This is a genomic window from Aromatoleum tolulyticum (assembly GCF_900156155.1).
In the GTDB taxonomy this organism is placed as follows: domain Bacteria; phylum Pseudomonadota; class Gammaproteobacteria; order Burkholderiales; family Rhodocyclaceae; genus Aromatoleum; species Aromatoleum tolulyticum.
Genome location: NZ_FTMD01000003.1, coordinates 276,699 through 302,058, shown reverse-complemented (window position 1 = coordinate 302,058; position 25,360 = coordinate 276,699). Strand labels below are relative to the sequence as shown.

Genomic DNA, 25,360 nt, shown 5'->3' with positions numbered 1-25,360 from the left:
ACGCCGCAGTCGCAGCTGCAGCGCAGCTGATCCATGGCGCGCAGCAGTCCGGGCTGGTGGCAACGCCGGTCGCCGGTTGCGTTCCTGCTGGGCCCCCTGTCGGCGCTGTTCGGAGCGCTCGCCGCGGCGCGGCGCAGCCGTTACCGCAGTGACCCGCGGCGCGTCGAACGCCTTCCCGTTCCTGTCATCGTCGTCGGCAACATCGCCGTTGGCGGGAGCGGCAAGACGCCGGTCGTCGATTGGCTCGTGCGCGAATTGCGCGCTGCAGGCTGGGTGCCCGGCGTGGTCAGCCGCGGCTATGGCGGCCATGTCGACGGAGTTGCCGTCGTCCCCGCAGGCGGCGATCCTTCTCTGTACGGCGACGAGCCCGTCCTCCTCGCGCGCCTCACCGGCTGTCCCGTCGCCGTCGGGGCGGACCGCCCGGCCGCCGCGCGCGCGCTGCTCGCCGAACACCCCACGTGCAACGTCATCGTGTCCGACGACGGGCTGCAGCACTACCGCCTCGCACGCGACATCGAGCTCGTGGTCGTGGATGAACGCACGCTCGGCAACGGCTGGCTGCTGCCCGCCGGGCCGCTGCGCGAACCGCTTTCCCGGCTGCGCGAAGTCGACCTCGTGATCGCGCACGGCCCGTTCTCGGCCGGCCTGAAGCAGGCGCTCGGCGACACGCCGGTGTTTCCGATGCGGCTCGAAGGCGATACCTTCATTGCCCTGCACGATGGCGCGAAACAATGCCGGTCCGCTGCATTTCAGGGGCGCCGCGTGCATGCGGTCGCCGGCATCGGCCGCCCCGAGCGATTCTTCGATCAGCTGCGCGCGATGGGGCTGGACGTCGTACCTCATCCCTTTCCCGACCATCATCCGTTCACCGCCGCCGACCTCGCTTTCGCGCCCGGCGAGGCGAAAGTCCTGACCAGCAAGGATGCGGTAAAATGTTCGGCTTTCGCGCCTGCCGACACTTGGGAATTCCCGGTCAGGGCACAGATCCCGGCGGGCGCGGCCGAACATATCCTGGAGAAACTGTCGCATGGACGCCAGACTGCTTGAAATCCTCGTGTGCCCCGTCTGCAAGGGTCCCCTCGACTTCGTCAAGGACAAGCAGGAACTAGTCTGCAAGGCCGACCGTCTCGCGTTCCCGATTCGCGACGGCATCCCGGTGATGCTCGAGGAAGAGGCCCGCCAGCTGCCCGCCGAAGAAGTCGACGCGCTGCGCCGCTGAGCATGGCGGGTTTTCACGTCGTCATTCCGGCGCGTTACGCGTCGACACGCCTGCCGGGCAAGCCGCTCGCGGACATCGGCGGCAAGCCGATGGTGGTGCGCGTGCTCGAACAGGCACGCAAGGCGGGGCCGTTGTCCGCGTGGGTCGCGACCGACGATGCGCGCGTCGTCGACGCCGTGAAGGCTGCCGAAGGCGACGTGCTGATGACGCGTGCCGATCACCCCAGCGGCACCGACCGCCTGGCCGAGGTCGTCGCCGCGCTCGGCTGGGGCGATGACGAGATCGTCGTCAATGTGCAGGGTGACGAGCCGCTGATCGACCCGGCGCTGATCGCCGATGTCGCCGGCGCACTTGCCGACACGCCGGAAGCCGCGATCGCGACGGCCGCGCACCCGCTGCACGATGCCGCCGAGTTCTTCAATCCGAACGTGGTCAAGGTCGTGTGCGATGCGCGCGATCAGGCGCTGTACTTCTCGCGCGCCCCGATTCCGTGGGCGCGCGACGACTTCGCCAAAGCGCGCGACGTCATCCCTGCGGGCCTGCCGGTGCAGCGCCACGTCGGCATCTACGCCTATCGCGTGGACTTCCTGCGCCGCTACGCAGGCCTCGCGCCGTCGCCGCTGGAAAACTGGGAAGCGCTCGAGCAGTTGCGCGCCCTGTGGCACGGCTACCGCATTCGGGTACTTTCGGTCGAACGCGCGCCGGCAGCGGGCGTCGATACCGCGGAAGACCTCGAGCGGGTCCGGGCGGCGTTTGACCGCGCGGGGCGAGTCGAGTAAGTTTCGGGCTTCATTTTTTGGGAACCATGCGGCCGGACCGGCGCGGCATGACAGGGAGGAGAGGATTCATGCGTTTGATTCTGTTGGGACCCCCGGGAGCAGGCAAGGGCACTCAGGCGAACTTCATCAAGGAAAAGTTCGGCATTCCCCAGATTTCCACCGGCGACATGCTGCGTGCCGCGGTCAAGGCCGGCACCCCGCTCGGTATCGAAGCCAAGAAGGTGATGGATGCGGGCGGCCTGGTTTCCGACGACATCATCATCGGCCTGGTGAAGGATCGCCTGCAACAGGACGACTGCAAGGCCGGCTACATGTTCGACGGCTTCCCGCGCACGATTCCGCAGGCCGACGCGATGAAGGAGGCCGGCGTGCCGATCGACTTCGTCCTCGAAATCGACGTTCCCGACAGCGAGATCGTCGAGCGCATGAGCGGCCGCCGCGTGCACGTCGCCTCGGGCCGCACCTACCACGTCAAGTACAACCCGCCCAAGGTTGCCGGCAAGGACGACGTGACCGGCGAGGAACTCATCCAGCGCGATGACGATCGCGAGGAAACCGTGAAGAAGCGCCTCGAGGTCTATCACGCCCAGACCAAGCCGCTGGTCGAGTACTACACCAAGTGGGCCGCCTCCGGTGCGGCTTCCGCCCCTAAGGTCCGCAAGATCGGCGGGCTCGGCGCGGTGGATGCGATCACCGCGCGTGCGTTCGAAGCGCTGAAGTAAGCGGGCGTCTCCGGTACATACGCGGCGAGCGGCGGGAGCCATCCCGTTTCTCGCCGCGTTTTCTTTTGCATCACACGAGAGCGCGATGGCCAGGACCAATCTACTCTATGCGCAGTCGGGGGGCGTCACCGCGGTCATCAACGCCACCGCTGCGGCGGTCATCGCCGCGGCCCGCGAACGTGACGACGCCATCGGGACGGTGTTCGCCGCACGCCACGGCATTCTCGGCGCACTTGACGAGGATCTGATCGACACGACGGCGCTTGGCGCGGACGATCTGGGTGCTCTCTCGCACATACCGGGCGGAGCCTTCGGCTCGTGCCGCTTCGATCTCGATCCGCCCGACCGGAACCCTGCCCAATATGACCGCCTGTTCGCGGTCTTCGCCGCGCACGACATCGGCCATTTCCTCTACAACGGCGGCAACGGCTCGATGGATACCGTCGCCAAGATCTCCGCCGCGGCCCGCGCGCGGGGCTATCCGCTGGTGTGCGTGGGCGTGCCCAAGACGGTCGACAACGACCTCGAAGGCACCGACTGCTCGCCGGGGTTCGGCTCGGCCGCCAAATATGCGGCGGTGTCGATGCTGGAAGCCGGGATCGACATCGCATCGATGGCGAGCAGCGCCGGGCGCGTCTTCGTGCTCGAGGTGATGGGGCGCAACGCCGGCTGGATCGCTGCGGCAAGTGCGCTCGCCGCGCGCACGGCGGACGACCCGCCCCACATCATCCTGATGCCGGAGGCCCCGTTCGACGAAGACGCCTTCCTCGCCGCCGTCGACGCCACCGTGAAGCGCCTCGGCTACTGCGCCGTGACCGTCTCGGAGGGGATCCGTCGTGCCGACGGCACGCTCGTGATGGAACAGGATCACGACCGCAAGGGACACGTGCAGCTCGGCGGCGCCGGCCAGTGCATCGCGCGACTGATTCACGCGCGTCTCGGCCACAAGCACCACTGGGCCATTCCCGACTATTTGCAGCGCGCGGCGGGGCATCTCGTTTCCGCCGTCGATCACGCCCAGGCGTGTGCCGTCGGGCGCGCCGCCGTCGAAGCTGCCATCGCCGGGCGCGACTGCGTCATGCCGGCGATCCGGCGCCTGTCCGACGACCCCTATCGCTGGGATATCGTGTTCCCGGACGTGGCCGCGATCGCCAACCTCGAACGCCGGGTTCCCGCCCATTTCATCCGTGCCGACGGGCTCCACGTCACCGACGCGGCAAAGCGCTACCTGCGCCCCCTCATCGAGGGCGAGGTGTATCCCGCGTTCGCCGCGGGCGTTCCGGACTACCGGCGTCCGCGCCTTTCCTCGGTCCCGCGGCAGCTCGCCGCCTACATCCCCTGAAACGTCGCGATACACTCCGCGTGGCCCGCCAGGCGTCGGCCGCGGGTATCGTTGCGACGTGCCAACCCGCCGGCATGCGGAACTCGGAGGGGATATGAACGCATCGCGAACGCTGCTGGCGGCGCTCCTGACCCTGGGCCTGACGATCCTGCCTGCGCCCGGGCCCGTCTTCGGACAGATTCCCGCACAGCCCGAAGCCGCGTCCGGGTTTCGCGCGAAGCCGGCCGTCGTCGCGCCGCGGGCGATGGCCGTTACCGCGAACCCGCATGCGAGCGATGCCGCCGTGGGTGTGCTGCGCGACGGCGGCAGCGCGGTCGATGCCGCGATCGCCGCCGCGCTGGTGCTCAACGTCGTCGAGCCGCAGTCCTCCGGCATCGGAGGAGGCGGATTCCTCGTCCACCATGACGCGCGAAAAGGCAGGACGAGCGCGTGGGACGGGCGCGAAACCGCACCCCGAGCCGTGGATGAGCGTCTCTTCCTCACGCCGCAAGGGGACAAGATGGCCTTCTACGACGCCGTCGTGGGCGGGCGTTCGGTCGGCGTGCCGGGGCTGCTGCGCATGTTTGCCGAAGTCCATGCCCGTCACGGCCGGCTGCCCTGGCCGCGCCTGTTCCAGCCTGCGATCGGCCTCGCCGCTGACGGCTTCGCAGTCTCGCCACGCCTGCACAGACTGATCGCACAGGACCGCTTCCTGGCGCACGATCCGTCCGCGCGGCAGCTCTTCTTCGACGCTGACGGGCGACCGCTGGCGGAGGGCTCCACGCTGCGCAATCCCCAGCTCGCCGAGGTCATGCGCACCGTGGCGGAGCAGGGCGCCGATGCCTTCTACGCAGGGTCGATCGCGCGGGACATCGTCGACGCAGTCGCTTCCGGTCCGAACCCTGGGGCGCTCTCGCTCGAGGATCTCTCCGCCTACCGCGCGGTCGAGCGTGCTCCGTTGTGCGGCAGGTACCGCGCCTACCGCGTCTGCGGCATGCCCCCGCCCAGTTCGGGTGCAGCCACCGTGCTGGCCATGCTCGGCATGCTCGAACGTTTCCGCCTCGCCGACATCCCGCCCGACTCGGCGTTCGCGGCCCACCTGTTCAGCGAGGCAGGGCGGCTCGCGTTCGCCGATCGCGATGCCTGGTACGGCGACCCCGCCGCGATGCCGGTCGCGCCGGCGCGGCTGCTCGCGCGGGAATATCTCGTCGGTCGCGCACAACAGATCCGGCTCGACGACAGTCTCGACCGGGCCCGGCCCGGCACTCCGGGCGAGGCGGCAGCGCCGCAGGCGGTGAACGTCGAGCAACCCGCGACCTCCCATATCTCGGTCGTCGATGCCGCAGGCAACGCCGTTTCCCTGACCGCCTCGATCGAGGATGCCTTCGGCAGCCGGCGCATGGTGCGGGGCTTCCTGCTCAACAACCAGCTCACCGACTTTTCCTTCGTGCCCGCCGACGAGCGCGGCCCGCACCCGAACCGCGTCGGCCCGGGCAAGCGCCCCCGCAGTTCTATGTCGCCCACGCTCGTGTTCGACGCCGGCGGCAAACTCCATGCCGTGACGGGCTCGCCGGGCGGCAGCCAGATCATCAACTATGTCGCGGAAAACCTCGTCGGCCTGCTCGACTGGAACATGGCGCCCGACGCCTTGCTCGCGCGCCCGCACGTCGGCAGCCGCAATGGCCCCACCGAGATCGAGGACCGCGCCGACGCACGGCAACTGGCGGCGGGCCTCGCCGCCTTCGGCCACGAAACCGTGATGCGCGACCTGACCAGCGGGTTGAGTGTGATCGTCAGGCGCGGCCGGGACTGGGTCGGTGCGGCCGACCCGCGTCGCGAAGGCGCTGCCGCCGGATACTGAGGGTGCCGGCCGGCGCCCGTCTCCGGCGGGAATTTCAGCCGAGCAGCGACGGATTCAGCGTGCAGGTGCCGGTGAGTTTCGCTTCGGCGAGCACGTGGCCCGCGATCGTGTTGCGCACCTGGACCCCGCTGAATTGGCCATCGAGGCAGCAGCATTCCTTGTCCAGCGCGTACAGCGTGAACACGTAGCGGTGCACGAGTTCGTCGTTCCACGGCGGGCAGGGGCCGTCGTAGCCGTGGTAGTTCCCGCGCATCGTTTTATCGCCGGCAAACCACGCCGTGTAATCGTTGATGCCCTGACGCGAGCCGAGCGGCCCTTCCGGTCCGTTCTTCCCGCCGGGAGTGACGCCATCCGAAAAGCTGCCGGCCGCGATTTCCCGCAGGTCCGCAGGCAGGTCGATGACGACCCAGTGGAAGAAATCCACGCGCGGCAGGCTCGCGGGCACGACGCGGCCTTCCTGGTTGACGTCGTCGCCCTTGCTCGGCACGTCCGGGTCGTGGCAGATCAGCACGAAGGACTGCGTTCCCGCCGGCACGCCGCTCCATGCCAGATGCGGATTGCGATTGCCGCCCAAGCATACGTGCCCCTCGGCGGCAGGAATGCAGAACGAGAATTCGCCGGGGATGCGCGCACCGTCGGCGAAGCTTTGGCTGCTGAGTTTCATGCCAGGGAACTCCTTACATGTCGATCGGGAGAATCAATCGCTTCATTGTAGTGCCCCGGCGGTGTCCGTGGCGCGGCGACGCAGGTCAGGCCGCGCGTCGGCGGAAGTCCCGCAGGCGGATCCCCAGCGCGAACAGCGTCAGGAAGTACGCCGCGATACCCCCCAGCACGACCGCGGACAGGCGCAGCGCACGCGTGGTCGCATGCTGCGCGTACCACCACGTCTCGTCGCCCATGCCGAACCACAGCACGACCCCCAGGACTGCCAGCGCGACCAGCAGGCGCAGCGTGAAAATCCCCCAGCGCGGCTGCGGCCGATAGACTCCGCGGCGGCGCAATCCCCGGTACAGCAGCGCCGCGTTCAGCAGCGAGGCGAGCCCGATCGACAGGGCGAGGCCCGCGTGCTTGAGCGGCACGATGAACGCAAGGTTCATCAATTGCGTCGCGCCCAGCGTGATCAGCGCGATCTTCACCGGCGTGCGGATGTCCTGGCGCGCATAGAAGCCGGGCGCGAGGATCTTCACCAGGATCAGGCCGCTCAGCCCCACGCTGTAGGCGACGAGCGCCAGGCGCGTCTGCTGCACGTCCGTCGCCGTGAAAGCGCCGTGCTGGAACAGCGTCGACAGCAGCGGCACGGCCAGCAGCGCCAGCGCCAGGGCGGCCGGCAGCGTGAGCATCAGCGTCAGGCGCAGTCCCCAGTCGAGCAGCGACGAGAAGGCTTCCGGCTGCTCGTCCGCGTGCAGTTTCGACAGACTGGGCAGCAGGATCGTCCCCAGCGCGGCGCCAAGCAGGCCCGCCGGGAACTCCATCAGGCGATCGGCGTAATACAGCCACGACACGCTGCCGCTTTCGAGGAAGGACGCGAAGATGGTGTTGATGATCAGCGATACCTGGCTCACCGAAACGCCCAGCATCGCCGGCAGCATCAGTCTGGCGATGCGGCGCACGCCCGGATCCGACAGGTTCAGGTCGAAGCGCGGCAGCAGCCCGATACGCGCGAGCGGTCGCAGCTGCAGCGCCAGTTGCAGGATGCCGCCGATGAATACCGCCCAGGCCAGCACGAGGACCGGCGGATCGAACCACGGGGCGGCGAACAGCGCCATGCCGATGAAGGAGAGGTTCAGCAGTACCGGCGTGAACGCGGGAATGGCGAACCGGCTCCATGAGTTGAGCACTCCGCCGGCCAGCGCCACCAGCGCCATGAACAGGATATAAGGGAAGGTGATGCGGGTCAGTTCGACCGTCAGCGCGAATTTGTCGGGCTCATCCGCGAACCCCGGCGCGGACACCCAGATGATCAGCGGCGCGGCGACGATGCCGATCGCGGTCACCGCCGTCACGGCCAGTGCGAGGGCTGTGGCCACGCGGCTGACCAGTTTGTGTGTCTCTTCCGGACCCTGGCGATTCTTGTATTCGGCCAGAATGGGCACGAAGGCCTGCGAGAAAGCCCCCTCCGCGAACATGCGACGCAGCAGGTTGGGCAGCCGGAACGCGACGAAGAAGGCGTCGGTCGCCATGCCGGCGCCGAAGGTGCGCGCGATCACGAAATCCCGGACGAAGCCGAGGATCCGCGACAGCAGGGTCATGCTGCTGACGGTGGCAAGGGCGCGCAACAGGTTCATCGGTGGCTGCCGTGGCAAAAGACGCGATGATAGCCGCTGTTGCCGGTCGGTGCACTTGCGCCTTGCCGATCGAATGGTTAAACTCGCGCGTTTTCAAGAACCACTCAACGGAAGAACATAGATATGGCCAACTCGGCACAAGCCCGCAAGCGCGCCCGTCAGGCGGTCGTGGCCCGCGCTCACAATGGCAGCCTCCGTTCTCGTCTGCGTACCGCGATCAAGGCTGTGCAAAAGGCCGTCGTCGGTGGCGACAAGGCTGCTGCTCAAGCGGTGTTCCGCACCTCGACGAGCACCATCGACAGCATCGCCGACAAGAAGATCATTCACAAGAACAAGGCTGCCCGCCACAAGAGCCGCCTGTCCGCAGCGATCAAGGCCATGGCTGCCTGATCCGCGCGTTCTTGCGACAAGAAAAACGGCGACCTCGGTCGCCGTTTTTTTTATTTCAGCTTCATTCGTTGCGTGCTTGCTGACCCCGCCTTCCTCAGATCTTCATCTGATCGTCGTCGATGCTGTCGACGACCAGATCGTTGTCCTTCGCAAAGTTGATCAGGAATTTGTAGGCGAGCGGTTCGATGTCATACAGCCGGGCATCCACCAGCACGGCCTTGTGGCCCTTCAGCGTGCATCCCGGTCGCACGTGGGGCGAATACATCATCCGGTTGTCGGCGCCGAAGGCCGACATGATTCCGCACAGCCGATCAGCCCAGTCGCTCGGGCGGAAGGTCTTCCCTTCGCGCGTGACTCCGATGATGACGAAGCTTTCGATCGATTGGTTCATAGGGCGAGGCTCGGCGGCTGCGGGAGTTTCCTGGGGAATGGTGCGCCGGCTGGAGCCGGAACTGCTGGCACCGCGAAAGACGGGGCGAATTCTAGCAGAAATCCCCCTCTTTATCCCGCGATGCGACGGATGATTCCGGGATGCGGATGTTGTCGGCAGGCGCAAAACCGTACGCGACGGGCACCCCGCCGCCCTGCGCCGCGTGCGCCTGACCGTGGCGCGCGCAACCGCCCGGGCCTCCCGTGTGTCGATCCAGAACCTATACAACGCCTGCGGTTTTCGCTTAACATCATCCTTCAATCCTTTCACGGCGGCATGTGCCGCCGTGTGCGTTTCTGCTACATCCTGAACGGGGTCCCCCATGTCGCATCTCATGAATACCTACGCCAGACTGCCCGTTGCTTTCACGCATGGGGAGGGCGTCTGGCTCTTCGATGAGACCGGCAAGCGCTATCTGGATGCGCTTTCGGGCATTGCCGTGTCCACTCTCGGCCACAATCACCCGCGGCTGGTGCGTGCCATTTCCGAGCAGGCCGCGAGCGTGCTGCATACCTCCAACCTGTACCGCATCCCGCGTCAGGAGGAACTGGCCGACCGCATCGCCGCCCTGTCCGGCATGGACGAAGTGTTCTTCTGCAATTCCGGCTGCGAAGCCAACGAGGCTGCCATCAAGCTCGCGCGCTTCTACGGCCACAAGAAGAACATCGATCATCCCGAGATCATCGTCATGGAAAACGCTTTCCATGGACGCACGCTCGCGACGCTCTCCGCAACGGGCAACCGCAAGACGCAGGCCGGCTTCGAGCCGCTCGTGACAGGTTTTGTGCGCGTGCCGTACAAGAACATCGCGGCGATCCGCGCGGTCGGCGAACACAACCACAACGTCGTTGCCATCATGCTCGAGATGGTCCAGGGCGAAGGTGGCATCAACATCGCCGACGACGCCTTCCAGCGCGAATTGCGCGCGATATGCGACGAGCGCGGCTGGCTGTTGATCTGCGACGAAGTGCAGTGCGGCATCGGTCGCACCGGTCATTGGTTCGGTTTCCAGCAGTCGGGCGTCAAGCCGGACATCATGACGCTCGCAAAAGGTCTCGGTTCGGGCGTGCCGATCGGCGCATGCGTCACCGCGGGGCGCGCGGCAGGCCTGTTCGCGCCCGGAAACCACGGCTCCACCTTTGGCGGCAATCCGCTCGCGTGCGCGGCAGGCCTTGCGACGCTCGACGAGATCGAGGACAAGGCGCTGCGGGACAACGCCGTCCGCGTCGGCGCCGCCATCTGCAACGGCATGCGCGAAGCGCTGGCCGGCGTGGCCGGGGTCGTAGACATCCGCGGCCGCGGCCTGATGATAGGCATCGAGCTCGACCGCCCCTGCGGCGACCTCGTGCGCCAGGCGCTCGAAGCGGGCCTGCTGATCAATGTCACTGCCGAACGCGTGATCCGGCTGCTGCCCGCGCTCGTGTTCACCGAGCAGGACGCCGGAGCCCTCGTGTCGGCGCTCGCGCCGCTGGTGCGCAAGTTCCTCGCGCAATAAGGAGGCCCGGGATGAACACGCCGCGGCACTACCTGCAGTTCAAGGATTTCACGCGCGAGCAATACGACTACCTGTTCGGTCGCGTGCGCTGGATCAAGGACAAGTTCAAGCGCTACGAGCCGTATCACCCGCTGTTCGACCGCACGCTGGTCATGATCTTCGAGAAGGCCAGCACCCGCACGCGCCTGTCCTTCGAGGCGGGCATGCAGCAGCTCGGCGGGTCGGCGATCTACCTGAACACGCGCGACTCGCAGCTCGGCCGCGGCGAGCCCGTCGAGGACGCGGCGCAGGTCATCTCGCGCATGAGCGACGTCGTGATGATCCGCACCTTCGAACAGGACATCATCGACCGCTTCGCGGCGAATTCGCGGGTGCCTGTGATCAACGGGCTGACCAACGAATATCATCCCTGCCAGATCCTGGCCGACATCTTCACGTTCATCGAGCATCGCGGCTCGATCCAGGGCAAGACGGTCGCCTGGGTGGGTGATGCCAACAACATGTCCTACACCTGGCTGCAGGCCGCCGAGGTCCTCGACTTCAAGGTCCGCGTGTCCACGCCGCCGGGCTACGGGATCGACCCCGCCCGCGCCGGCCTTGCCGGCACCGGACACTTCGAGCTGTTTGCGGACCCCATGGAGGCGTGCCGCGGCGCCGATCTGGTGACCACGGACGTGTGGACGTCGATGGGATTCGAAGCCGAGAACGATGCGCGCATGAAGGCCTTTGCCGACTGGTGTGTCGATGCGGACATGATGGCGGCGGCCAATTCCGGAGCGCTGTTCATGCACTGTCTGCCGGCGCATCGAGGCGAGGAGGTCACGGCCGAGGTGATCGACGGCCCCCAGTCCGTCGTGTGGGACGAGGCGGAGAACCGGTTGCACGTGCAGAAGGCGCTGATGGAGTACCTCATGCTAGGCAAGGTCGAAAGCTAGCAGCTTCGTCCGGCGCAGGCGGGAGCCACCGCGTGCGCAGGGCAGGGCGAAGGAACAGCATTTGACCGGGGGCGCGAAGGCTTCGCCGACCCCGGAACGAAAAGCGGTCGTGGCAACACGGCCTTCAGTCAAGCGGTAAGGAAAGAGCGGAAATCCACATGAGCGACGTCAAGAAAGTTGTCCTCGCCTATTCGGGCGGACTCGATACCTCAGTCATCCTCAAGTGGCTGCAGGACACCTACAAGTGCGAAGTGGTCACCTTCACGGCCGATCTCGGCCAGGGCGAGGAACTCGAACCCGCGCGCCAGAAGGCACTGAAGTTCGGCATCAAGCCGGAAAACATCTTCATCGACGACCTGCGCGAAGAGTTCGTGCGCGACTTCGTCTTCCCGATGTTCCGCTGCAACACTGTTTACGAGGGCGAATATCTCCTCGGCACGTCGATCGCCCGTCCGTTGATCGCCAAGCGCCAGATCGAGATCGCGCGCGCCACCAACGCCGACGCGGTGTCGCACGGCGCGACCGGCAAGGGCAACGACCAGGTTCGTTTCGAGCTTGGCTACTACGCGCTCATGCCCGGCGTGAAGGTTATCGCCCCGTGGCGCGAATGGGACCTGCTCTCGCGCGAGAAGCTGCTCGCCTACGCCGAGAAGCACGGCATTCCCATCGAGATGAAGCACAAGCAGGGCGGCTCGCCGTACTCGATGGACGCCAACCTGCTGCACATCTCCTTCGAAGGCCGTCATCTCGAGAACCCGGCCGCCGAAGCGGAAGAGTCGATGTGGCGCTGGACCGTGTCGCCCGAGGCGGCGCCGGATGCCGCCGAATACGTCGACCTCGAGTTCGAGAAGGGCGACCTCGTCGCGATCAACGGCAAGCGCATGAAGGCGCATGAACTGCTGGCCGAACTGAACAAGCTCGGTGGCAAGCACGGCATCGGCCGTCTCGACCTCGTCGAGAACCGCTATGTCGGCATGAAGTCGCGCGGCTGCTACGAAACGCCGGGGGGAACCATCCTCCTGCGCGCACACCGCGCGATCGAGTCGATCACGCTCGACCGTGAAGTCGCCCATCTCAAGGATGACCTGCTCGCCCGTTACGCGAGCCTGATCTACAACGGCTACTGGTGGAGCCCCGAGCGCCAGGCGATGCAGGCGCTCATCGACCACACCCAGCAGACCGTCAACGGCTGGGTCCGCCTCAAGCTCTACAAGGGCAACGTCATCGTCACCGGCCGCGACTCGAAGACCGATTCGCTGTTCGATCCGACGATCGCGACCTTCGAGGACGACCAGGGCGCGTACAACCAGAAGGATGCGCACGGCTTCATCCGCCTCAACGCGCTGCGCATGCGCATTGCCGCGAACGCGCGCAACAAGCGCGGTTAAGGAGCAGTCTGGATGGAGGGTGACCCGATCATATTCGGGCTGACGGTGGCGGAATTCGAGGATTGGTCGCTCAAGATCCTCGTTTCCGCGCTGATCGTTTACATGTTGTTCATCATCGGCAACCTCGCGAAACAGTCGAAGGCAGGGCGCTACGGGACGATCTGGCTGTTCGTCGCGCTCGGCCTCGGTTTCATCGGATTCATCGCCAAGAGCTTCATCCAGAAATTCATGGGTATCGAATAAGGAAGCCTCATTTCATGAGCATTACCGAGAAGATCGACGGCGTCGCCGTCACGACCAAGGCCAACGTCTATTTCGACGGCAAGTGCATCTCGCACGGCATCACCTTCGCCGACGGCACTCGCAAGTCGGTCGGCGTGATCCTGCCCGCGACGCTGACCTTCAACACCGGCGCGCCCGAAATCATGGAAGGTGTCGGTGGCAGCTGCCGCGTGCGACTGAAGGGCGAAACCGAGTGGACGACTTGGGGGGCTGGCCAGTCCTTCAACGTTCCGGGCAATTCGAGTTTCGACATCGAAGTGACCGGCGAGCCCTACCACTACGTCTGCCACTTCGGCTGAACGCCGCGCAGGGAGCCGAGCATGCCGTCTTTCGACATCATGTCCGAGGTCGATCAACCCTCGCTGAAGAACGCCGTCGACGTCGCCAACAGCAAGATCGCCGGGCGCCATGACTTCAAAGGCACCAGTGCGAAGCTCGAACTCGGCGACAAGCTGATCACGATGTTCGGCGACACCGATTTCCAGCTCGACCAGATGAAGACCATCCTTCTGCCCGAGATGACCAAGAAGAGCGTCGACGTGCGTTGCCTCGACTATGGCGACGTGCAGAAGATCTCGGGCAACAAGGTCAAGCAGGAAGTGAAGGTCCGGGTCGGCGTCGATCAGGATCTGGCCAAGAAGATCGTCAAGCTCCTCAAGGACAGCAAGATGAAGGTCCAGGCGGCGATCCAGGGCGACGTGGTGCGCGTTTCCGGCGCCAAGCGCGACGTGCTGCAGGAAGCCATCGCGCTGGTCAAAAAGGAAATCGTCGATTTCCCGCTGCAGTTCGGCAACTTCCGCGACTGATATCGCCAGGCGGAGGCATCATGGACATCACCACCATCGCATCCATCGCCTCCGCCAACGCATCGACCTCCCTCAAGGCCCAGGTTTCCGTCCTGGTCCTCAAGAAAGCCATGGAGTTGCAGACGCTCAATGCGGCGCAACTCCTGCAGGCTCTTCCCGCTTCCGCCGGCCCGACTCCGGGCGCAACCATCGGCGGGACGATCGACCTCTTCGCCTGACCCCCTCTCGACGCCGCGAACGGGCGCTTCGCCTGTCACGCTGTAGCGACGCATCGCCGGGTCCTTCCGTACCCACCCCTTTCCCGATTTCGTAGTGCGCGACCAGGCCGCCGTGACCTGAGTCCTCACCCCTCGGCGCGCGGATGCTGGGCGCTCCGCACATGCCCAAGTGAGCACGGCCGCGCCGGTGTGAACGAGGTCGCTCCGGTGAATCGTGCAGCTCGGCGGTCGGATCCGTAGAGCGGCAGCAGTGCGGCGAGTCTCGCTACGAAAAGTCTATTGGCATATTTCGTGGAAATGACAATAGAATTACGGGCGATCCGTTTCGGGAGAGGCGCAATGGGTGTGCGTGAAGGGATGGGCGATGCCCGGCGAAGGCAGCGGCCGGCGCAGGGAAGCGTTAAGCCGCGATGCCGGCGCGTGTCGTCACGGGGATATTCGCTTGTGGAACTGGCGGTGGTCATGACCGTCGTCGGGGTGCTATCCGCGATCGCGGTACCGTCGTTTGCGCGGCTGCTGGCCGAGACGCGTGTGAGCGACGCGTCGAGCGATCTGTTCGCCGCGGTGGTTCAGACCCGCTCGGAAGCGCTCAAGAGGCGCCACCGGATCATCCTGTGTCCGAGCGACGACGAGCAGGATTGTGCCGACACGGTCGAATGGAACCGGGGCTGGATCATGTTCGAAGACGGCAACGACAATGGCACGCGGGACACTGACGAGCCGCTGCTACGCATCGGCGAGGTACGGCCAAGCAACATCCGCATCTCGGGCGACGACAGCGTTGGTCGTTATGTGTCCTACGTTGCCACCGGACGCACGCAGCAACTTACCACCGGCGCGTGGCAGGCAGGGACCTTGACCGTGTGCAGCGAGGGAATTGCGCGAAAGATCGTTATCAACCGCGTAGGCCGGCCACGCATGGCGCACGCGACGTGCTGAAAAGGTTCGCTTGCGCTTTTGCGCCAAGGCGACGTGCACGGGGCGGGCCAGCATTTCAATATTCGCAGGACAAAAGAAAAAGCGCGGGCCGCATTGTCGCGGCCCGCGCTCAGTTTTCCCAAGACTGATCAGTCAATCTTCTTGTATCGATACACCTTGGTGCGATCCTTCCTGATCGGAATCTTCACATCGTCCCCGCAGATCGCCGATTGACAGTCCTCCCCGGGTTTCCCGCCGATGATGAACGGCACGATCTCCTTGGATCCATCGGGGTTGGTCACTTCAACCGTTCCCGTGACCGCGGACGGCGCCATCCCCCCGCCGACGAAAGTGGCAGAGCGGATTGTCCCCTCCGGTGGGGGCGTTTCGCATGTCGCGCCGCCGTGCAGGAAACATGCGGCGTACCCGCGCGCCGTTCCGAGCGAGGAGCAGAGATCCTTGTTTTTCGCCTGGAAGGTACTGAAGTTGACCATGCCCCCGATCGTCGCGGGCGTCGTCACAACCTGCTCGTTCGGGCCTGTGTCGCTCGTGTCGTCGAGGTCGATGGCCCAGCCGCGCGGACGGGTTACGATCGAGTTGAATACAGGCAAGTAATCGAGCGTCGTGGTGCTGGTATTCATCAGGTGGCAGGAACTGCTCGTCATTGTCGTGTCACCCGCCGCATCGCAGTCCTGGCGGTCGTCGATCGTGACGAAACCCGACCTGACTCCGAACTCGTCCCAGAACCCGTAAAAGCGGTTCTTCACTTTTGCCGCCGCGGAGGTACTGAGCGGTTTTTCGCGATTGCCTGAACCGATCAGCAGGATGTTGAAGTTGCCGAACCGCACGACGTCGGGAGCATAGAGGAACTTGCGGTTGCGGATATTGGTGGATGACCAGTCCCCGATCGTCGCTACATGCGTGACGGTCCAATCCGCCTGGCTCTGGGTGCCCGTCTTCGTCGGATCAGTGAGGTTGATGCGCCACACGTTCCCGGCGGTATCGGCCGCATAGATCAGGTCGGTAAAGCCGTCGTCATTGGTGTCGGTCGGAACGAGGTCGGCCACTACGCGACCGGCGCCTGTTCCGAGATTGATGTATCGCAGTTGCGTTCCGGCGGCGGCGTCGAGCACGAAAATGCCGTTCCCGGTCGGTGCGCTGGCGCAGTCCCGGGGTTCCGTGTCTTCGCATGCATCGTAGCCGGCGCCGAAAACGGTGTAGAGCTTCGACTGGTTCTTTACGCGCACAACCCGTGGGGTCGACCAGGTTTGCCCGAGCTTTGTCGCGTCGCTGCCGCCGAAACAGTTCCCGTTCTGGTCGCACCCGAATCGCCACATCGGTACCGGCGCTGAAGTCGTCGGATGCTGCGTGGCATTGAACGCGTAGATCATCTTCCCGCCACGCCTCATTGACGGGTAGATATAGGTCACGCGCGAGCCTGTTCCGTCGGCCTTGTCGGGGCCGATGTATGCGCCGATGGAGCCGTCGAAGAAATAGTCCTTGGGCGCGGCGGGATCATCCTTGAAGGTGACCAGCGGGAAGTTGTCCCGACTGCGCTTGAGACGCGATTTGAACTCGGGGGCAAGAAAGGCCCACAGTTCGTTGCCGCTGGACTCCGTCTTGTTGCCGTCGACCGCGCGGAACAGCCCATCGTCAGCCCCATAGTAGACGACGACATCGTTTGTTCCGTTGCTCCCGTAGTTGATGGCCAGCGGACGGGAATGGACGACGGCGCCGTGGATTGTGGGTCGAATGACGCTGGCGGTGCGTTGATACTGTTCATTTACCGTCGTCGTGGCCGAGTTATAACCATCTCCGACGTTGTCGCCGCGGATCCACCTCTCGTCGTCGGTTGTCACCGCGAAACTGGTGCCGCTCGTACAGTTGGACGGGGCTGCCGCGCACGTCGTGATCTTTCTGTCCGCCGGGTTGGCAATTTCGCGCAACTGTTGTGCCACGCCGCCGCGTTCGACGACACGTCCGTCCGGCTTGTCGTTGAATTCCGATCCTACGCAGCTTCCGTCGGGAATGTCGTAGTCGGGCGTCGGGGATTCGGTGACGGTCTTCCAGTATTCGCCCGAATTCGTGGTCCAGTAGCTGCGTGCGCAGGCCTGCAGGAAGCCGGTATTCGCGTTGTCGATCGCCGACACGCCATCCGCGTCGGCGATGAAAAGCGACCGGGTCGTCACGTCGTCGATAACGGTTTTCTGGAGCGCGAACTGGTACTGCTTCAGGTTGCCCGCCCAACGGGGGCGGGATTTGGTGTCCGGCCTGAACATGCCGATGAACACCTGATTGAGGTAGGTGCCCTGCGTGTTGACGCTGATCGGAAGCGAGGCCGAAGCGAACGAGCTGTTGACGGCATTGATCTGCATGAAGATGGTCTTCAGCCCGTCGACCAGCGCCTTGAGGTCACCATTCACCTTGAAGGCCCCGCCGACCCCCGAGCCGCCGTTGCGTGCCATGCTGTTGAGCAGGGCCGTCTGCGCCAGATCTTCCTTCTTGTTGAAGACATTGATCGTGAATGTCTTCAACGGTTGATGGCCAGCCACCGAACTGACGTCGGTGCGTGCGAGGAACTGGGCCCATTCGTCGGCAAAGCGGATGTCTGCCTTGTTGGTGGTCGGGAACAACTGGGGCGGTTTGAGTCCCAGGTACCCCATGACCCTGTTGGTCGCGGGGGTGACAGTTGTGTCGGAGCCGGATTCCTGGTTCGGGAACTGGTTACCGATCACCACGAGGTAATTATTGCCGCATGAATCCTTGTTGATGGGGCTCTGGTAGGTGTCCCGGGAGCCGGTGACGAACGCCGCGGGATCCTCCATGTCCCTGAGAGACTGCGAGCCGACCTTCACATCTTCAAGTGTATATCGTTTCGGGCCGAAACCTCTGGCACCCGTGGGGCTTCCGGCGGTGGTGGCCGCGACGCCGTTGGTGTTCGCGTATCCGCCGAAATACTTGAACGCCTCGAACATTGCCGTCCCGTAATCGGTCGATGACGGTCCCTTGAATTCGTCCGACTGGATCTGGCTGTCGATCAGGGTGAAATCGGATCTAAGGTTGGTGCAACCCGCGGACAGCGGCGCAAGCGATTGGACTGCCCGACGGATATACCCGGATACGACGTTGTTGCCGTCCACCGTTCCCGACGTATAGAGCATCAGCCCCAGATTGACGGTGAATGGCGCGCCGGTGTTGCAGGCGAGTTCATCGATGACTGCCTTGAGTGCCCGAACCTCGACCTGCCCTTGCGATAGTCTGGTGGTGGTGCCGAACACGAGATCGACGTACTTGAGGCAGGTCTCGTCGCCATTACATTTTGTGCTGACTTCCGTCTTGTCCCACCCCTGATCCATCGCCGACCAATTCGACGAGTTGTCGATGAATAGGAGAACATTGGGGGCCGCCTGGGTGGTCTGAGCCATCGTGTAGATGTCGATGTCCTCGGCCGCCACAGGTAGTGCGAGGCTGCTTCCCATCAAGGCAATCGCTAGGGCAATGCGTAGTCGCTTGCTCATTTCGGGGCTCCGTTTCGTTTGGGTATCGCGATTCATTTGCACGCAGACTGCGCTTCGGCATAGTCGATGCGCATTTCGACGCCCTGTACCACCTGAGCCTTGGCACTGGCGTTGGGAAGCTCGACGTTAGCCGTCATTTCCCAAAGCGAAGTGGCGCACAGAGAATTGCCCGACGTGTTGGTTGTGGGGTCGATGATCATTATGTCGTTGGATTTTCCGCCGAAGCAGGCGACGTTGGCGATCGGCACGTAGTCCTCCACCTTTTCCACCGCCGTTTCCACTCCCTCTACCACTTCAGTGACGGTTACCGTCCGCTTTGCCAACAATTCGTTCTGTTTAATGTATCGGTAGCGCTTGCATTTAGGCGGAGGCACCGTGACCGTGTAGTTCGTTTCGGGCGTGACGGCCGCCCCGGAAAATGCGGGAAGCGGAGCGCTCCGGTTAACGTTCCGAGCGGTGAACTCGTTCGAGTTGAGCGCCAGGTCCAGGTGATAATTGGCGGCGTCCTCTGCCTCCTTCTGGAACTGCTCGTTACCTACGACGAGGAGGTTGGTGTTCGCAAGGCGGATTGCGGAGACTGCCAGCAGCGTGATCAGTATGAGCATGATCAGGCCGACGAAAAGTACTGCACCCTGCTGCGGTGCGCGCGCTCGAAGATGCTTCATTTTGTTCTCCGCCCGACGGGGTGGATCAGTTCGACATAGGTGCTGAAAACGTGCCGCTTGTAGTTGTCGGCGAACGTCACGGGGCCCTTGGGGCCCAGCGTGAAGGTCTTGCTGCTGGCGTCGTAACCGGGCGACGGTTCGAGCGCACGGGCGAGCAGCCACAGGCGGACGCCGACGATGTGGCGGAGCTGGGCCGCGGTCGGGGTGTCGCTGAAGAGGTCCGGCGAGCCGTCGTTGCTGGTATCGATCGCGTATTCGAAAGACATGTCCTCGATGCCTTCGACCAGCGCCTGGACGTCCGGATTGGTGGTTCCGAGCGCCTCGGTGCGGAAATCGGCTCGTTTCAGCGTGGGAATGCCGTCGCCCGCAACGTTGTTGCCGGCGATGAAGAAAGCTCGGCGCAGGTACTGACGGATCGGCGCCCGATTCGCCGTCTTGCAGTCGATTTGCTGAAGGTCGAAGGTGCCTGATCCCGTCTTGACCCTGAACGGCTTGTCGGCAACTGCGCTGACGTACTCGTCACCGCACAGGGATACCTGCAAATAGCCGTTGTTCGGATTGAGTGCGTCCGGTGCAGTAACCGCCGTGGAGGCGCGCTGGACAAAAAGCAGTCCCGTTCCGCTCTTTGCGGAAATCGAGCAAGGGAAAGTGTCGGGAGTAAAGCCCTGAGCCGCGATATCCATCGAATCCTTCCAGACATCCACGTCGGTCGAGCACGGGGTGGCAGTCGTGGAAGCAAGCGTGTCGGGAAGGTGGGCGATGGCATCGTAATAACCCGCCATCGAGATTTCGTCCCGCAGGATCTGGATCGCGTAGCGGCCGTTCTCGAGCTGCTGGGCCGCCTTGTCCAGTTCGCGCCGGGACTGGCTGTTGTTAACGAAGATGGTCGTCATTGCGCCAATTACGAATAACCCTAGCGTCATGGCAATCATCAATTCGATGAGCGATATGCCACGCTCGCGCGAGCGCGAAACGCGGAGGCATGGCTGTGTGATCGATCCAGGTGCGTGCATGTTGTCTTACCCGGCAACTTGTTTCGGAATGAGGACGCGGGTGACGACTGCGCGCCGCAGACCTGCGCCGAAATCGACGTCTGCGGCGCACTGCGCCCCCGGGGTGTTGGCCGGGGGCGACGCCGTCGGCCTCAGCCCTTGCCAGACGCCGACGACGAAGAATTCGCCGAGTGCGTCATCGGTCGGTGGAATCGAGATCAGGCAGCCGCGCATGCCGATGGGAGCGCCGATGTTGCTGGTTCCTTTCTTTTCGGATGCCCCCTTCATCGCATTGCTCCATTCGCACAGTTGTGCGCTGACGTCGGCAGCGTCTGCGCATGTGGCGGGCTGCGCGTCGCCGACACCGTAGGTGACCAGGCTCTGCGCCTTGAAGGTGTCCACGTAGTTGCGTCCCGCGGAGATGCGGTCGGCCATGTCCTGCACCAGCATCAGCGCCATCGAACGCTGATAGGCTTCCATCTCGACTTCGTTCGCCTTGGACTGCAGCCCTGCGAGTCCCAGAAGTCCAATTGCCAGGATCACGATCGAAACCAGAACCTCGAGCAGACTGAAACCCTTCTGCGGGCGTACGGGCTCGCTACAACGATGGTCACGAGTCATGAACATGCTCCCTCGGTCAGTCGCGGCCTGCCGGTGGTATCGAGGCGGATGCAGCGTTGTACGTTTGTTCCGGTAGTTGAAATGGTTATCGCGGTATTCGCACCGCTGATCAGCCGACCGGTAGTGCCGTAGACGATCGTGGGGTTTGCCGGAGTGAAGCTCAGTCCCGCGAGCGCCGATTGCGAATGCACGTCTTGACCGCCGACCTGAATCGTCCAACCCTTTGCGAGGTCGCTCCCCGACAGCGCGAAACTGGCGTTCGCGTTGTTCTTCAATGCCTCGCTGCGGGCGACGACCATCGAGTCGTAGAGCGCCGACGACGCCGCGCGAACGCGTTGGGATGCGAGCAGCTCCTGGAACGACGGGTAGCCGATGGTGGTGAGAATTGCGAGTATCGCCAAGGCGATCATCAGCTCGATGAGCGAAAAGCCGGCAGAGCAAGCTTGCGCGTTCAGGCGGTCACGCACATTCGTCGTGTTCATGATTATCGACCGCCCCAGCAGTCCGCGACGCTTCCGGAACCGGAGATCGACTTGGTTCCCGCCTGGTTGATGCTCAGGGTGCCGCACTTGGTGTCCTGCGATAACTGCGAGCCGGTCGGCACGGCCTTTATCGTGAAGGCGGTTGCGGTGGGGGTTCCGTCAACGCTGACAGCATAGTGTTTGCTCACCTCGGACGGGGTGCCCATGCCGATGTCGCTCAGGGAACCGAACGTCCGTGCATCGAGGCGGTATTGCTGCTGTCGCGTCGCAATGTCGAGCAGATGCGCGGTGGCGACGCTGCGGTTCGAGCGCACCAGGTAGGACGTGTAGGAAGGGTAGGCAACGGCGGCCAGAATCCCGACGATCGCGACGACAATCATCACTTCGATCAGGGTGAAGCCGTTGCGCATCGGCTGCTGTGCGGTTTGTTTCGAGTTCACGATCAGGTCCATATCATGAGGGGGTACGTGGATGGTATGGTCGGAACTGCATCCTGGATAGAGGCTAATCAAAGTCCGGCCAAAGCAGAAGCCGCGTCCGATGAGCGTCTGCTTTCGGCGCACGAGTGGCAGACGGATGCCTCGATGCACTCCCGGTCGACGGTGCGGAATAGACTGCGGGGCGAAAACGCCGCCCCGTGCGGCGTGTGACGGCAGCAGGTTTTCACAACAGGAGCTTGATTTCGTTGGACAGCGCACCATCGCACGACATCGTGACCCTTCCGGACTTCCGCAACCTGGGCGTGCTGTTGCGCATCCTCGTGATCGCCGAGGCCGCCAATCTCGTAACGCTCGCGGCCCACTCCCCGGATGTGATCGAGGCCCTGAAGGGGGTCGGGGCGGTGGCCCTGCCATTTGAGCTGTCGCTGCTGGCGATCGTCCTGTTGTTGTTCGTGCTCTCGCCGCTCCTGGCACGCATTCCGTACCGGCGTGGCGTGGGGGTCGTGGTGGCGCTCGCCGCTGCCGCCGCAGGCGGGCTGGATGTCGCGTTCCATGCCTGGACGGGCGCGATCCCCTGGGGCGCGGCGCTGAAGTCTGCCGGGATCGCCGGTCTGCTCGCGGCGCTGATTCTGGGCTACTTCAACTGGCGCCAGCGGGTTCTTTCGCCAGCCCTCGCCAAAGCGCGCCTGATGGCGCTGCAGTCCCGCATCCGGCCGCATTTCCTGTTCAACAGCCTGAATACGGCAGTTTCTCTGGTAAGGCAGGATCCTCGCCTCGCAGAGCAGGTCCTGCTCGACATGTCGGATCTCTTTCGTGCGCTGCTGAAAGACAGCCGTTCGCTTGTTCCGCTCGCCGATGAGATCCGCCTCGCCGAGGCCTATCTGCAGATCGAACAGCTGCGTCTGGGGGAGCGCCTGCGGGTGCATTGGGATCGTGACGGCGCGCCCGTGTCGGTGAATGTCCCGATCCTGGTCCTGCAACCGCTGCTCGAGAACGCGGTGCGTTACGGTGTGGAGCCGTTCGCGACGGGGGGCGACGTGCATGTTTCGATCCGCGCCGAGGCGAGCGAACTCGTCATCGAGGTCACCAACTCGGTATGTGGCGGCGACTCGCCGATCCCGTCAGGCAACAGGATTGCGCTGGCGAATATCGAGGAGCGATTGGGCCTGTATTTCGACGCGGAGGGGACTCTGCACGTCTCGACGCGGGACATGCAGTTCGTCGTCAAGGTGTGCGTGCCGTTGCGGGGGGCACGTACAGTCGGCAAGGTGGCATGAAGCGTTGCGATTTGGCAGGCGGGAGGCGAAAAGGTACGCTGCTTCGAGGCGTGCGTGAATGGTGCGCACAGGTGGGGCTCTAATCCGGTAGGTGCATGATGGTCGGTCTGGTCGCGATGTTTCGGATTCCGTTCATGGTCGTCGCCGTTGCGGCGCCGCACGCGGTGCTCGCAGCGGAGGTCGAGCTGGTCGGGCTTTTCGGCAGAAAGGCGGTGCTGGTCGTGGACGGTGGTGCGCCGCGCACGCTGGCGGTGGGTGAGCAGACCCGTGACGGACTGCGTCTGGTCGAGGTGGCTGAAGCTGCGGCAACCGTCGAGATCGGCGGAAAAAGGCAGAAGGTGGCACTGGGCGCCGGCCCGGTCCGTGGCGGGTCGGGCGAGCAGGGTGGCGCTGCGGCGGTCAGTCTTGTCGCGGATGCACGCGGACATCATTTTTCCAGCGGCAGCATCAATGGCGCATCGGTCCGCTTTCTCGTGGATACGGGGGCGAGCATGGTGTCGATGGGGGCTTCTGACGCGCGTCGTGCCGGAATCGACTTTCGCAAGGGCGTGGGGGGCGTGAGCCAGACGGCCAGCGGTCCCGCGAGGGTATGGAAGGTGAAGCTGGATACGGTACGCGTCGGCGACGTCACGTTGCACGGCGTCGACGGACTGATTCACGAGAACGATCTTCCGTTCGTGCTGCTCGGGATGAGTTTTCTCAGTCGCATGGACATGCAGCGGGAAGGTGACCGCCTGACGCTGCGCAAACGTTTCTGAGAGGTGGGCGTGACAGAGAAGGAAGGCGCGCGCTCGGGCGCACTCCGCGATGCCGAATGGTTGCGGCGGCAGTTCACGGACCCCCGTACGGTCGAACCCGTGCACGACGACGGCAGCCTGTCGGGGCGGAATCTGCGGCCGGCAGCGGTGCTGGTGCCGGTCGTCGCACGCGAACAGGCGCTGACCGTGCTGCTGACGCGCCGCACGGATCATCTGCATCATCATCCCGGGCAGATCAGCTTCCCCGGCGGAAGGGTGGAAGAGACCGACGTTTCGGCAGTGATGACGGCCCTGCGTGAGACGGAAGAGGAGATCGGACTCGATCCCGATCGCATCGAGTTGCTCGGCGAACTGCCGGAATATCGGACCGGCACCGGTTTTCGCATCACGCCGGTGGTCGGACTGGTGCACCCGCCGTTCGATCTGACGCTCGACAGTTTCGAGGTCGCCGAGGCCTTCGAGGTGCCCTTGTCACACTTTCTCGATCCGGGCAGGCACCAGAAGCACAGGGCGGAGTACCAGGGAAGGATGCGCGAGTACTATGCGATGCCCTACGGCGAGTACTTCATCTGGGGGGCGACCGCGGGAATCCTCGTTTCCCTGTACAGATTCCTGGGCGAAGGGAGGTAGTGCGACCGGTGGCCACAGTTGACGTTGACGTCAACTGCAATTATTTTGCGCCTCCGTGTCGCCGCATGTGGACGGCGATGGAGAGGAGTTCGGCATGAAGATCGAAAACAGCGTATTCGTGGTGACCGGGGGCGGCTCCGGTCTTGGAGCGGCAACGGCGCGCATGCTCGCGGCGGCGGGCGGCAGGGTGGTGCTTGCCGATGTGAACCGCGAGGGCGGAGAGGCGCTCGCGCAGGAGCTCGGCGCGACGGTTGCGTTCGCACACACCGATGTGACGAGCGAGGAGAGCGCCCGGGCAGCGATCGCGCGCGCAGTGTCCGAATTCGGCGGGCTGCACGGGCTCGTCAACTGCGCTGGCATCGCTCCGGCGGAAAAGATCGTGGGCCGCGACGCTCCGCACCGTCTCGAGTCCTTTGCCCGCACCATCAACGTCAACCTGATCGGCAGCTTCAACATGATGCGGCTGGCAGCGGACGTGATGAGCAAGGAGGCCCCGAACGAAGAGGGCGAACGTGGCGTGATCGTCAGCACCGCCTCGGTTGCCGCCTACGATGGCCAGATCGGCCAGGCCGCCTATGCGGCGTCGAAGGCCGGCGTTGTCGGGCTGACACTGCCGGTCGCGCGCGAGCTCGCCCGCTTCGGCATCCGGGTCATGACGATCGCGCCGGGCATCATGGAGACGCCGATGCTGATGGGCATGCCGCAGGAAGTGCAGGATTCCCTCGGCAAGACGGTGCCGTTCCCTTCGCGCATGGGGAGGCCGTCGGAGTACGCGGCGCTCGTTCGCCACATCGTGGAAAACTCCTACCTGAACGGCGAGACGATCCGTCTGGACGGGGCGATCCGGATGACCGCCAAGTAAGTCGGCGTTCCGGATTGCCGGTCCAAGCAGGGGGCGTGCCGAGGGTGGCCGCCCCCTGCGTTTTTC

28 protein-coding genes and 1 pseudogene are annotated in these 25,360 nt (G+C 64.5%); 19 read left to right on the top strand and 10 right to left on the bottom strand.

The features are described from left to right. The first annotated feature begins 33 nt into the window (after nt 1–33). From lpxK to ggt, 6 genes are all read left to right on the top strand, one after another. Nucleotides 34–1,047 (top strand): tetraacyldisaccharide 4'-kinase, encoded by a 1,014-nt coding sequence (gene lpxK, locus BW991_RS06465; RefSeq protein ID WP_076601263.1) that lies wholly within the window; start codon nt 34–36, stop codon nt 1,045–1,047. Then, nucleotides 1,028–1,219, top strand: coding sequence for a Trm112 family protein (locus BW991_RS06460; RefSeq protein ID WP_018991185.1), 192 nt, complete (start codon nt 1,028–1,030; stop codon nt 1,217–1,219). The genes lpxK and BW991_RS06460 overlap by 20 nt, the downstream gene beginning before the upstream one ends. A gap of 2 nt (nt 1,220–1,221) precedes the next feature. Further along, a complete protein-coding gene (kdsB, locus tag BW991_RS06455) occupies nt 1,222–1,998 on the top strand; it encodes a 3-deoxy-manno-octulosonate cytidylyltransferase (RefSeq protein ID WP_076601262.1) in 777 nt (258 codons plus the stop codon). A gap of 68 nt (nt 1,999–2,066) precedes the next feature. After that, nucleotides 2,067–2,720, top strand: coding sequence for an adenylate kinase (adk, locus tag BW991_RS06450; RefSeq protein ID WP_076601261.1), 654 nt, complete (start codon nt 2,067–2,069; stop codon nt 2,718–2,720). 85 nt (nt 2,721–2,805) lie between these two features. After that, a complete protein-coding gene (locus BW991_RS06445; protein WP_076601260.1) occupies nt 2,806–4,062 on the top strand; it encodes a 6-phosphofructokinase in 1,257 nt (418 codons plus the stop codon). Nucleotides 4,063–4,156: 94 nt separating this feature from the next. Further along, nucleotides 4,157–5,902 (top strand): gamma-glutamyltransferase, encoded by a 1,746-nt coding sequence (gene ggt, locus BW991_RS06440; RefSeq protein ID WP_076601259.1) that lies wholly within the window; start codon nt 4,157–4,159, stop codon nt 5,900–5,902. Nucleotides 5,903–5,936: 34 nt separating this feature from the next. Here the strand turns inward: ggt and BW991_RS06435 are convergent, their stop codons facing one another. Together BW991_RS06435 and murJ are read right to left on the bottom strand one after the other, a co-directional pair. Beyond that, nucleotides 5,937–6,566 (bottom strand): YbhB/YbcL family Raf kinase inhibitor-like protein, encoded by a 630-nt coding sequence (locus tag BW991_RS06435; RefSeq protein ID WP_076601258.1) that lies wholly within the window; start codon nt 6,564–6,566, stop codon nt 5,937–5,939. 85 nt (nt 6,567–6,651) lie between these two features. Continuing rightward, complete coding sequence (gene murJ / locus BW991_RS06430; protein WP_076601257.1) at nt 6,652–8,187, bottom strand: murein biosynthesis integral membrane protein MurJ; 1,536 nt, start codon at nt 8,185–8,187, stop codon at nt 6,652–6,654. A gap of 123 nt (nt 8,188–8,310) precedes the next feature. On the opposite strand from murJ, the gene rpsT reads away from it, so the two are divergent. After that, nucleotides 8,311–8,577, top strand: coding sequence for a 30S ribosomal protein S20 (gene rpsT, locus BW991_RS06425; protein WP_076601256.1), 267 nt, complete (start codon nt 8,311–8,313; stop codon nt 8,575–8,577). A gap of 94 nt (nt 8,578–8,671) precedes the next feature. Here the strand turns inward: rpsT and BW991_RS06420 are convergent, their stop codons facing one another. Next, a complete protein-coding gene (locus tag BW991_RS06420; RefSeq protein ID WP_076601255.1) occupies nt 8,672–8,968 on the bottom strand; it encodes a DUF3579 domain-containing protein in 297 nt (98 codons plus the stop codon). Between the two features lie 361 nt (nt 8,969–9,329). Between BW991_RS06420 and BW991_RS06415 the strand changes: the two genes are divergently transcribed. From BW991_RS06415 to BW991_RS06380, 8 genes are all read left to right on the top strand, one after another. Beyond that, the gene (locus BW991_RS06415; RefSeq protein ID WP_076601254.1) at nt 9,330–10,502 is read left to right on the top strand and encodes an aspartate aminotransferase family protein; all 1,173 of its coding nucleotides are present in this window, start codon (nt 9,330–9,332) and stop codon (nt 10,500–10,502) included. Nucleotides 10,503–10,513: 11 nt separating this feature from the next. Further along, on the top strand, nt 10,514–11,437 hold the full coding sequence (gene argF, locus BW991_RS06410) for an ornithine carbamoyltransferase (RefSeq protein ID WP_076601253.1): 924 nt from the start codon (nt 10,514–10,516) through the stop codon (nt 11,435–11,437). 158 nt (nt 11,438–11,595) lie between these two features. Then, nucleotides 11,596–12,825 (top strand): argininosuccinate synthase, encoded by a 1,230-nt coding sequence (locus tag BW991_RS06405; RefSeq protein ID WP_076601252.1) that lies wholly within the window; start codon nt 11,596–11,598, stop codon nt 12,823–12,825. 12 nt (nt 12,826–12,837) lie between these two features. Continuing rightward, nucleotides 12,838–13,068, top strand: a complete 231-nt coding sequence (locus tag BW991_RS06400; protein ID WP_050416734.1) for a DUF2788 domain-containing protein — start codon at nt 12,838–12,840, stop codon at nt 13,066–13,068. Nucleotides 13,069–13,082: 14 nt separating this feature from the next. Further along, nucleotides 13,083–13,406 carry a pyrimidine/purine nucleoside phosphorylase gene (gene ppnP, locus BW991_RS06395; RefSeq protein WP_076601251.1) on the top strand — a complete coding sequence of 108 codons (324 nt, stop codon included), beginning with the start codon at nt 13,083–13,085 and terminating at the stop codon, nt 13,404–13,406. Between the two features lie 21 nt (nt 13,407–13,427). Then, nucleotides 13,428–13,913: a YajQ family cyclic di-GMP-binding protein gene (locus tag BW991_RS06390; protein WP_076601250.1), complete on the top strand. Its 486-nt coding sequence runs from the start codon at nt 13,428–13,430 to the stop codon at nt 13,911–13,913. A 20-nt stretch (nt 13,914–13,933) separates the two neighbouring features. Beyond that, complete coding sequence (locus BW991_RS06385) at nt 13,934–14,131, top strand: YjfB family protein (protein ID WP_076601249.1); 198 nt, start codon at nt 13,934–13,936, stop codon at nt 14,129–14,131. A 297-nt stretch (nt 14,132–14,428) separates the two neighbouring features. After that, the gene (locus tag BW991_RS06380) at nt 14,429–15,070 is read left to right on the top strand and encodes a GspH/FimT family pseudopilin (protein WP_342067213.1); all 642 of its coding nucleotides are present in this window, start codon (nt 14,429–14,431) and stop codon (nt 15,068–15,070) included. A gap of 128 nt (nt 15,071–15,198) precedes the next feature. Here BW991_RS06380 and BW991_RS06375 read toward each other — a convergent pair whose 3' ends face one another. The 7 genes and pseudogenes from BW991_RS06375 to BW991_RS06350 form a co-directional block, all read right to left on the bottom strand. After that, nucleotides 15,199–18,567 carry a pilus assembly protein gene (locus BW991_RS06375; RefSeq protein WP_076601248.1) on the bottom strand — a complete coding sequence of 1,123 codons (3,369 nt, stop codon included), beginning with the start codon at nt 18,565–18,567 and terminating at the stop codon, nt 15,199–15,201. A gap of 32 nt (nt 18,568–18,599) precedes the next feature. Then, on the bottom strand, nt 18,600–19,232 hold the full coding sequence (locus BW991_RS06370) for a hypothetical protein (RefSeq protein WP_076601247.1): 633 nt from the start codon (nt 19,230–19,232) through the stop codon (nt 18,600–18,602). Beyond that, entirely contained in the window at nt 19,229–20,125 is an 897-nt protein-coding gene (locus tag BW991_RS06365) for a PilW family protein (RefSeq protein ID WP_212566867.1), read from the bottom strand. The genes BW991_RS06370 and BW991_RS06365 overlap by 4 nt, the downstream gene beginning before the upstream one ends. A gap of 9 nt (nt 20,126–20,134) precedes the next feature. Continuing rightward, nucleotides 20,135–20,245 (bottom strand): annotated as a pseudogene (locus BW991_RS24455) (PilW family protein); the annotation flags it as partial. 6 nt (nt 20,246–20,251) lie between these two features. Further along, nucleotides 20,252–20,845, bottom strand: a complete 594-nt coding sequence (gene pilV, locus BW991_RS06360) for a type IV pilus modification protein PilV (protein ID WP_076601245.1) — start codon at nt 20,843–20,845, stop codon at nt 20,252–20,254. Beyond that, the gene (locus tag BW991_RS24335; protein WP_076601244.1) at nt 20,842–21,327 is read right to left on the bottom strand and encodes a GspH/FimT family pseudopilin; all 486 of its coding nucleotides are present in this window, start codon (nt 21,325–21,327) and stop codon (nt 20,842–20,844) included. Before BW991_RS24335 ends, pilV begins: the two co-directional genes overlap by 4 nt. 2 nt (nt 21,328–21,329) lie before the next feature. After that, nucleotides 21,330–21,779, bottom strand: a complete 450-nt coding sequence (locus BW991_RS06350) for a type IV pilin protein (protein ID WP_076601243.1) — start codon at nt 21,777–21,779, stop codon at nt 21,330–21,332. Nucleotides 21,780–21,973: 194 nt separating this feature from the next. Between BW991_RS06350 and BW991_RS06345 the strand changes: the two genes are divergently transcribed. From BW991_RS06345 to BW991_RS06330, 4 genes are all read left to right on the top strand, one after another. Beyond that, nucleotides 21,974–23,044: a sensor histidine kinase gene (locus BW991_RS06345; RefSeq protein WP_244551625.1), complete on the top strand. Its 1,071-nt coding sequence runs from the start codon at nt 21,974–21,976 to the stop codon at nt 23,042–23,044. A 95-nt stretch (nt 23,045–23,139) separates the two neighbouring features. Continuing rightward, nucleotides 23,140–23,802, top strand: coding sequence for a retropepsin-like aspartic protease family protein (locus tag BW991_RS06340; RefSeq protein ID WP_084204980.1), 663 nt, complete (start codon nt 23,140–23,142; stop codon nt 23,800–23,802). Nucleotides 23,803–23,811: 9 nt separating this feature from the next. Beyond that, nucleotides 23,812–24,432, top strand: coding sequence for a CoA pyrophosphatase (locus BW991_RS06335; protein ID WP_425290205.1), 621 nt, complete (start codon nt 23,812–23,814; stop codon nt 24,430–24,432). Nucleotides 24,433–24,526: 94 nt separating this feature from the next. Further along, nucleotides 24,527–25,294: a 3-hydroxyacyl-CoA dehydrogenase gene (locus tag BW991_RS06330; RefSeq protein WP_076601242.1), complete on the top strand. Its 768-nt coding sequence runs from the start codon at nt 24,527–24,529 to the stop codon at nt 25,292–25,294. Nucleotides 25,295–25,360: the final 66 nt, after the last annotated feature.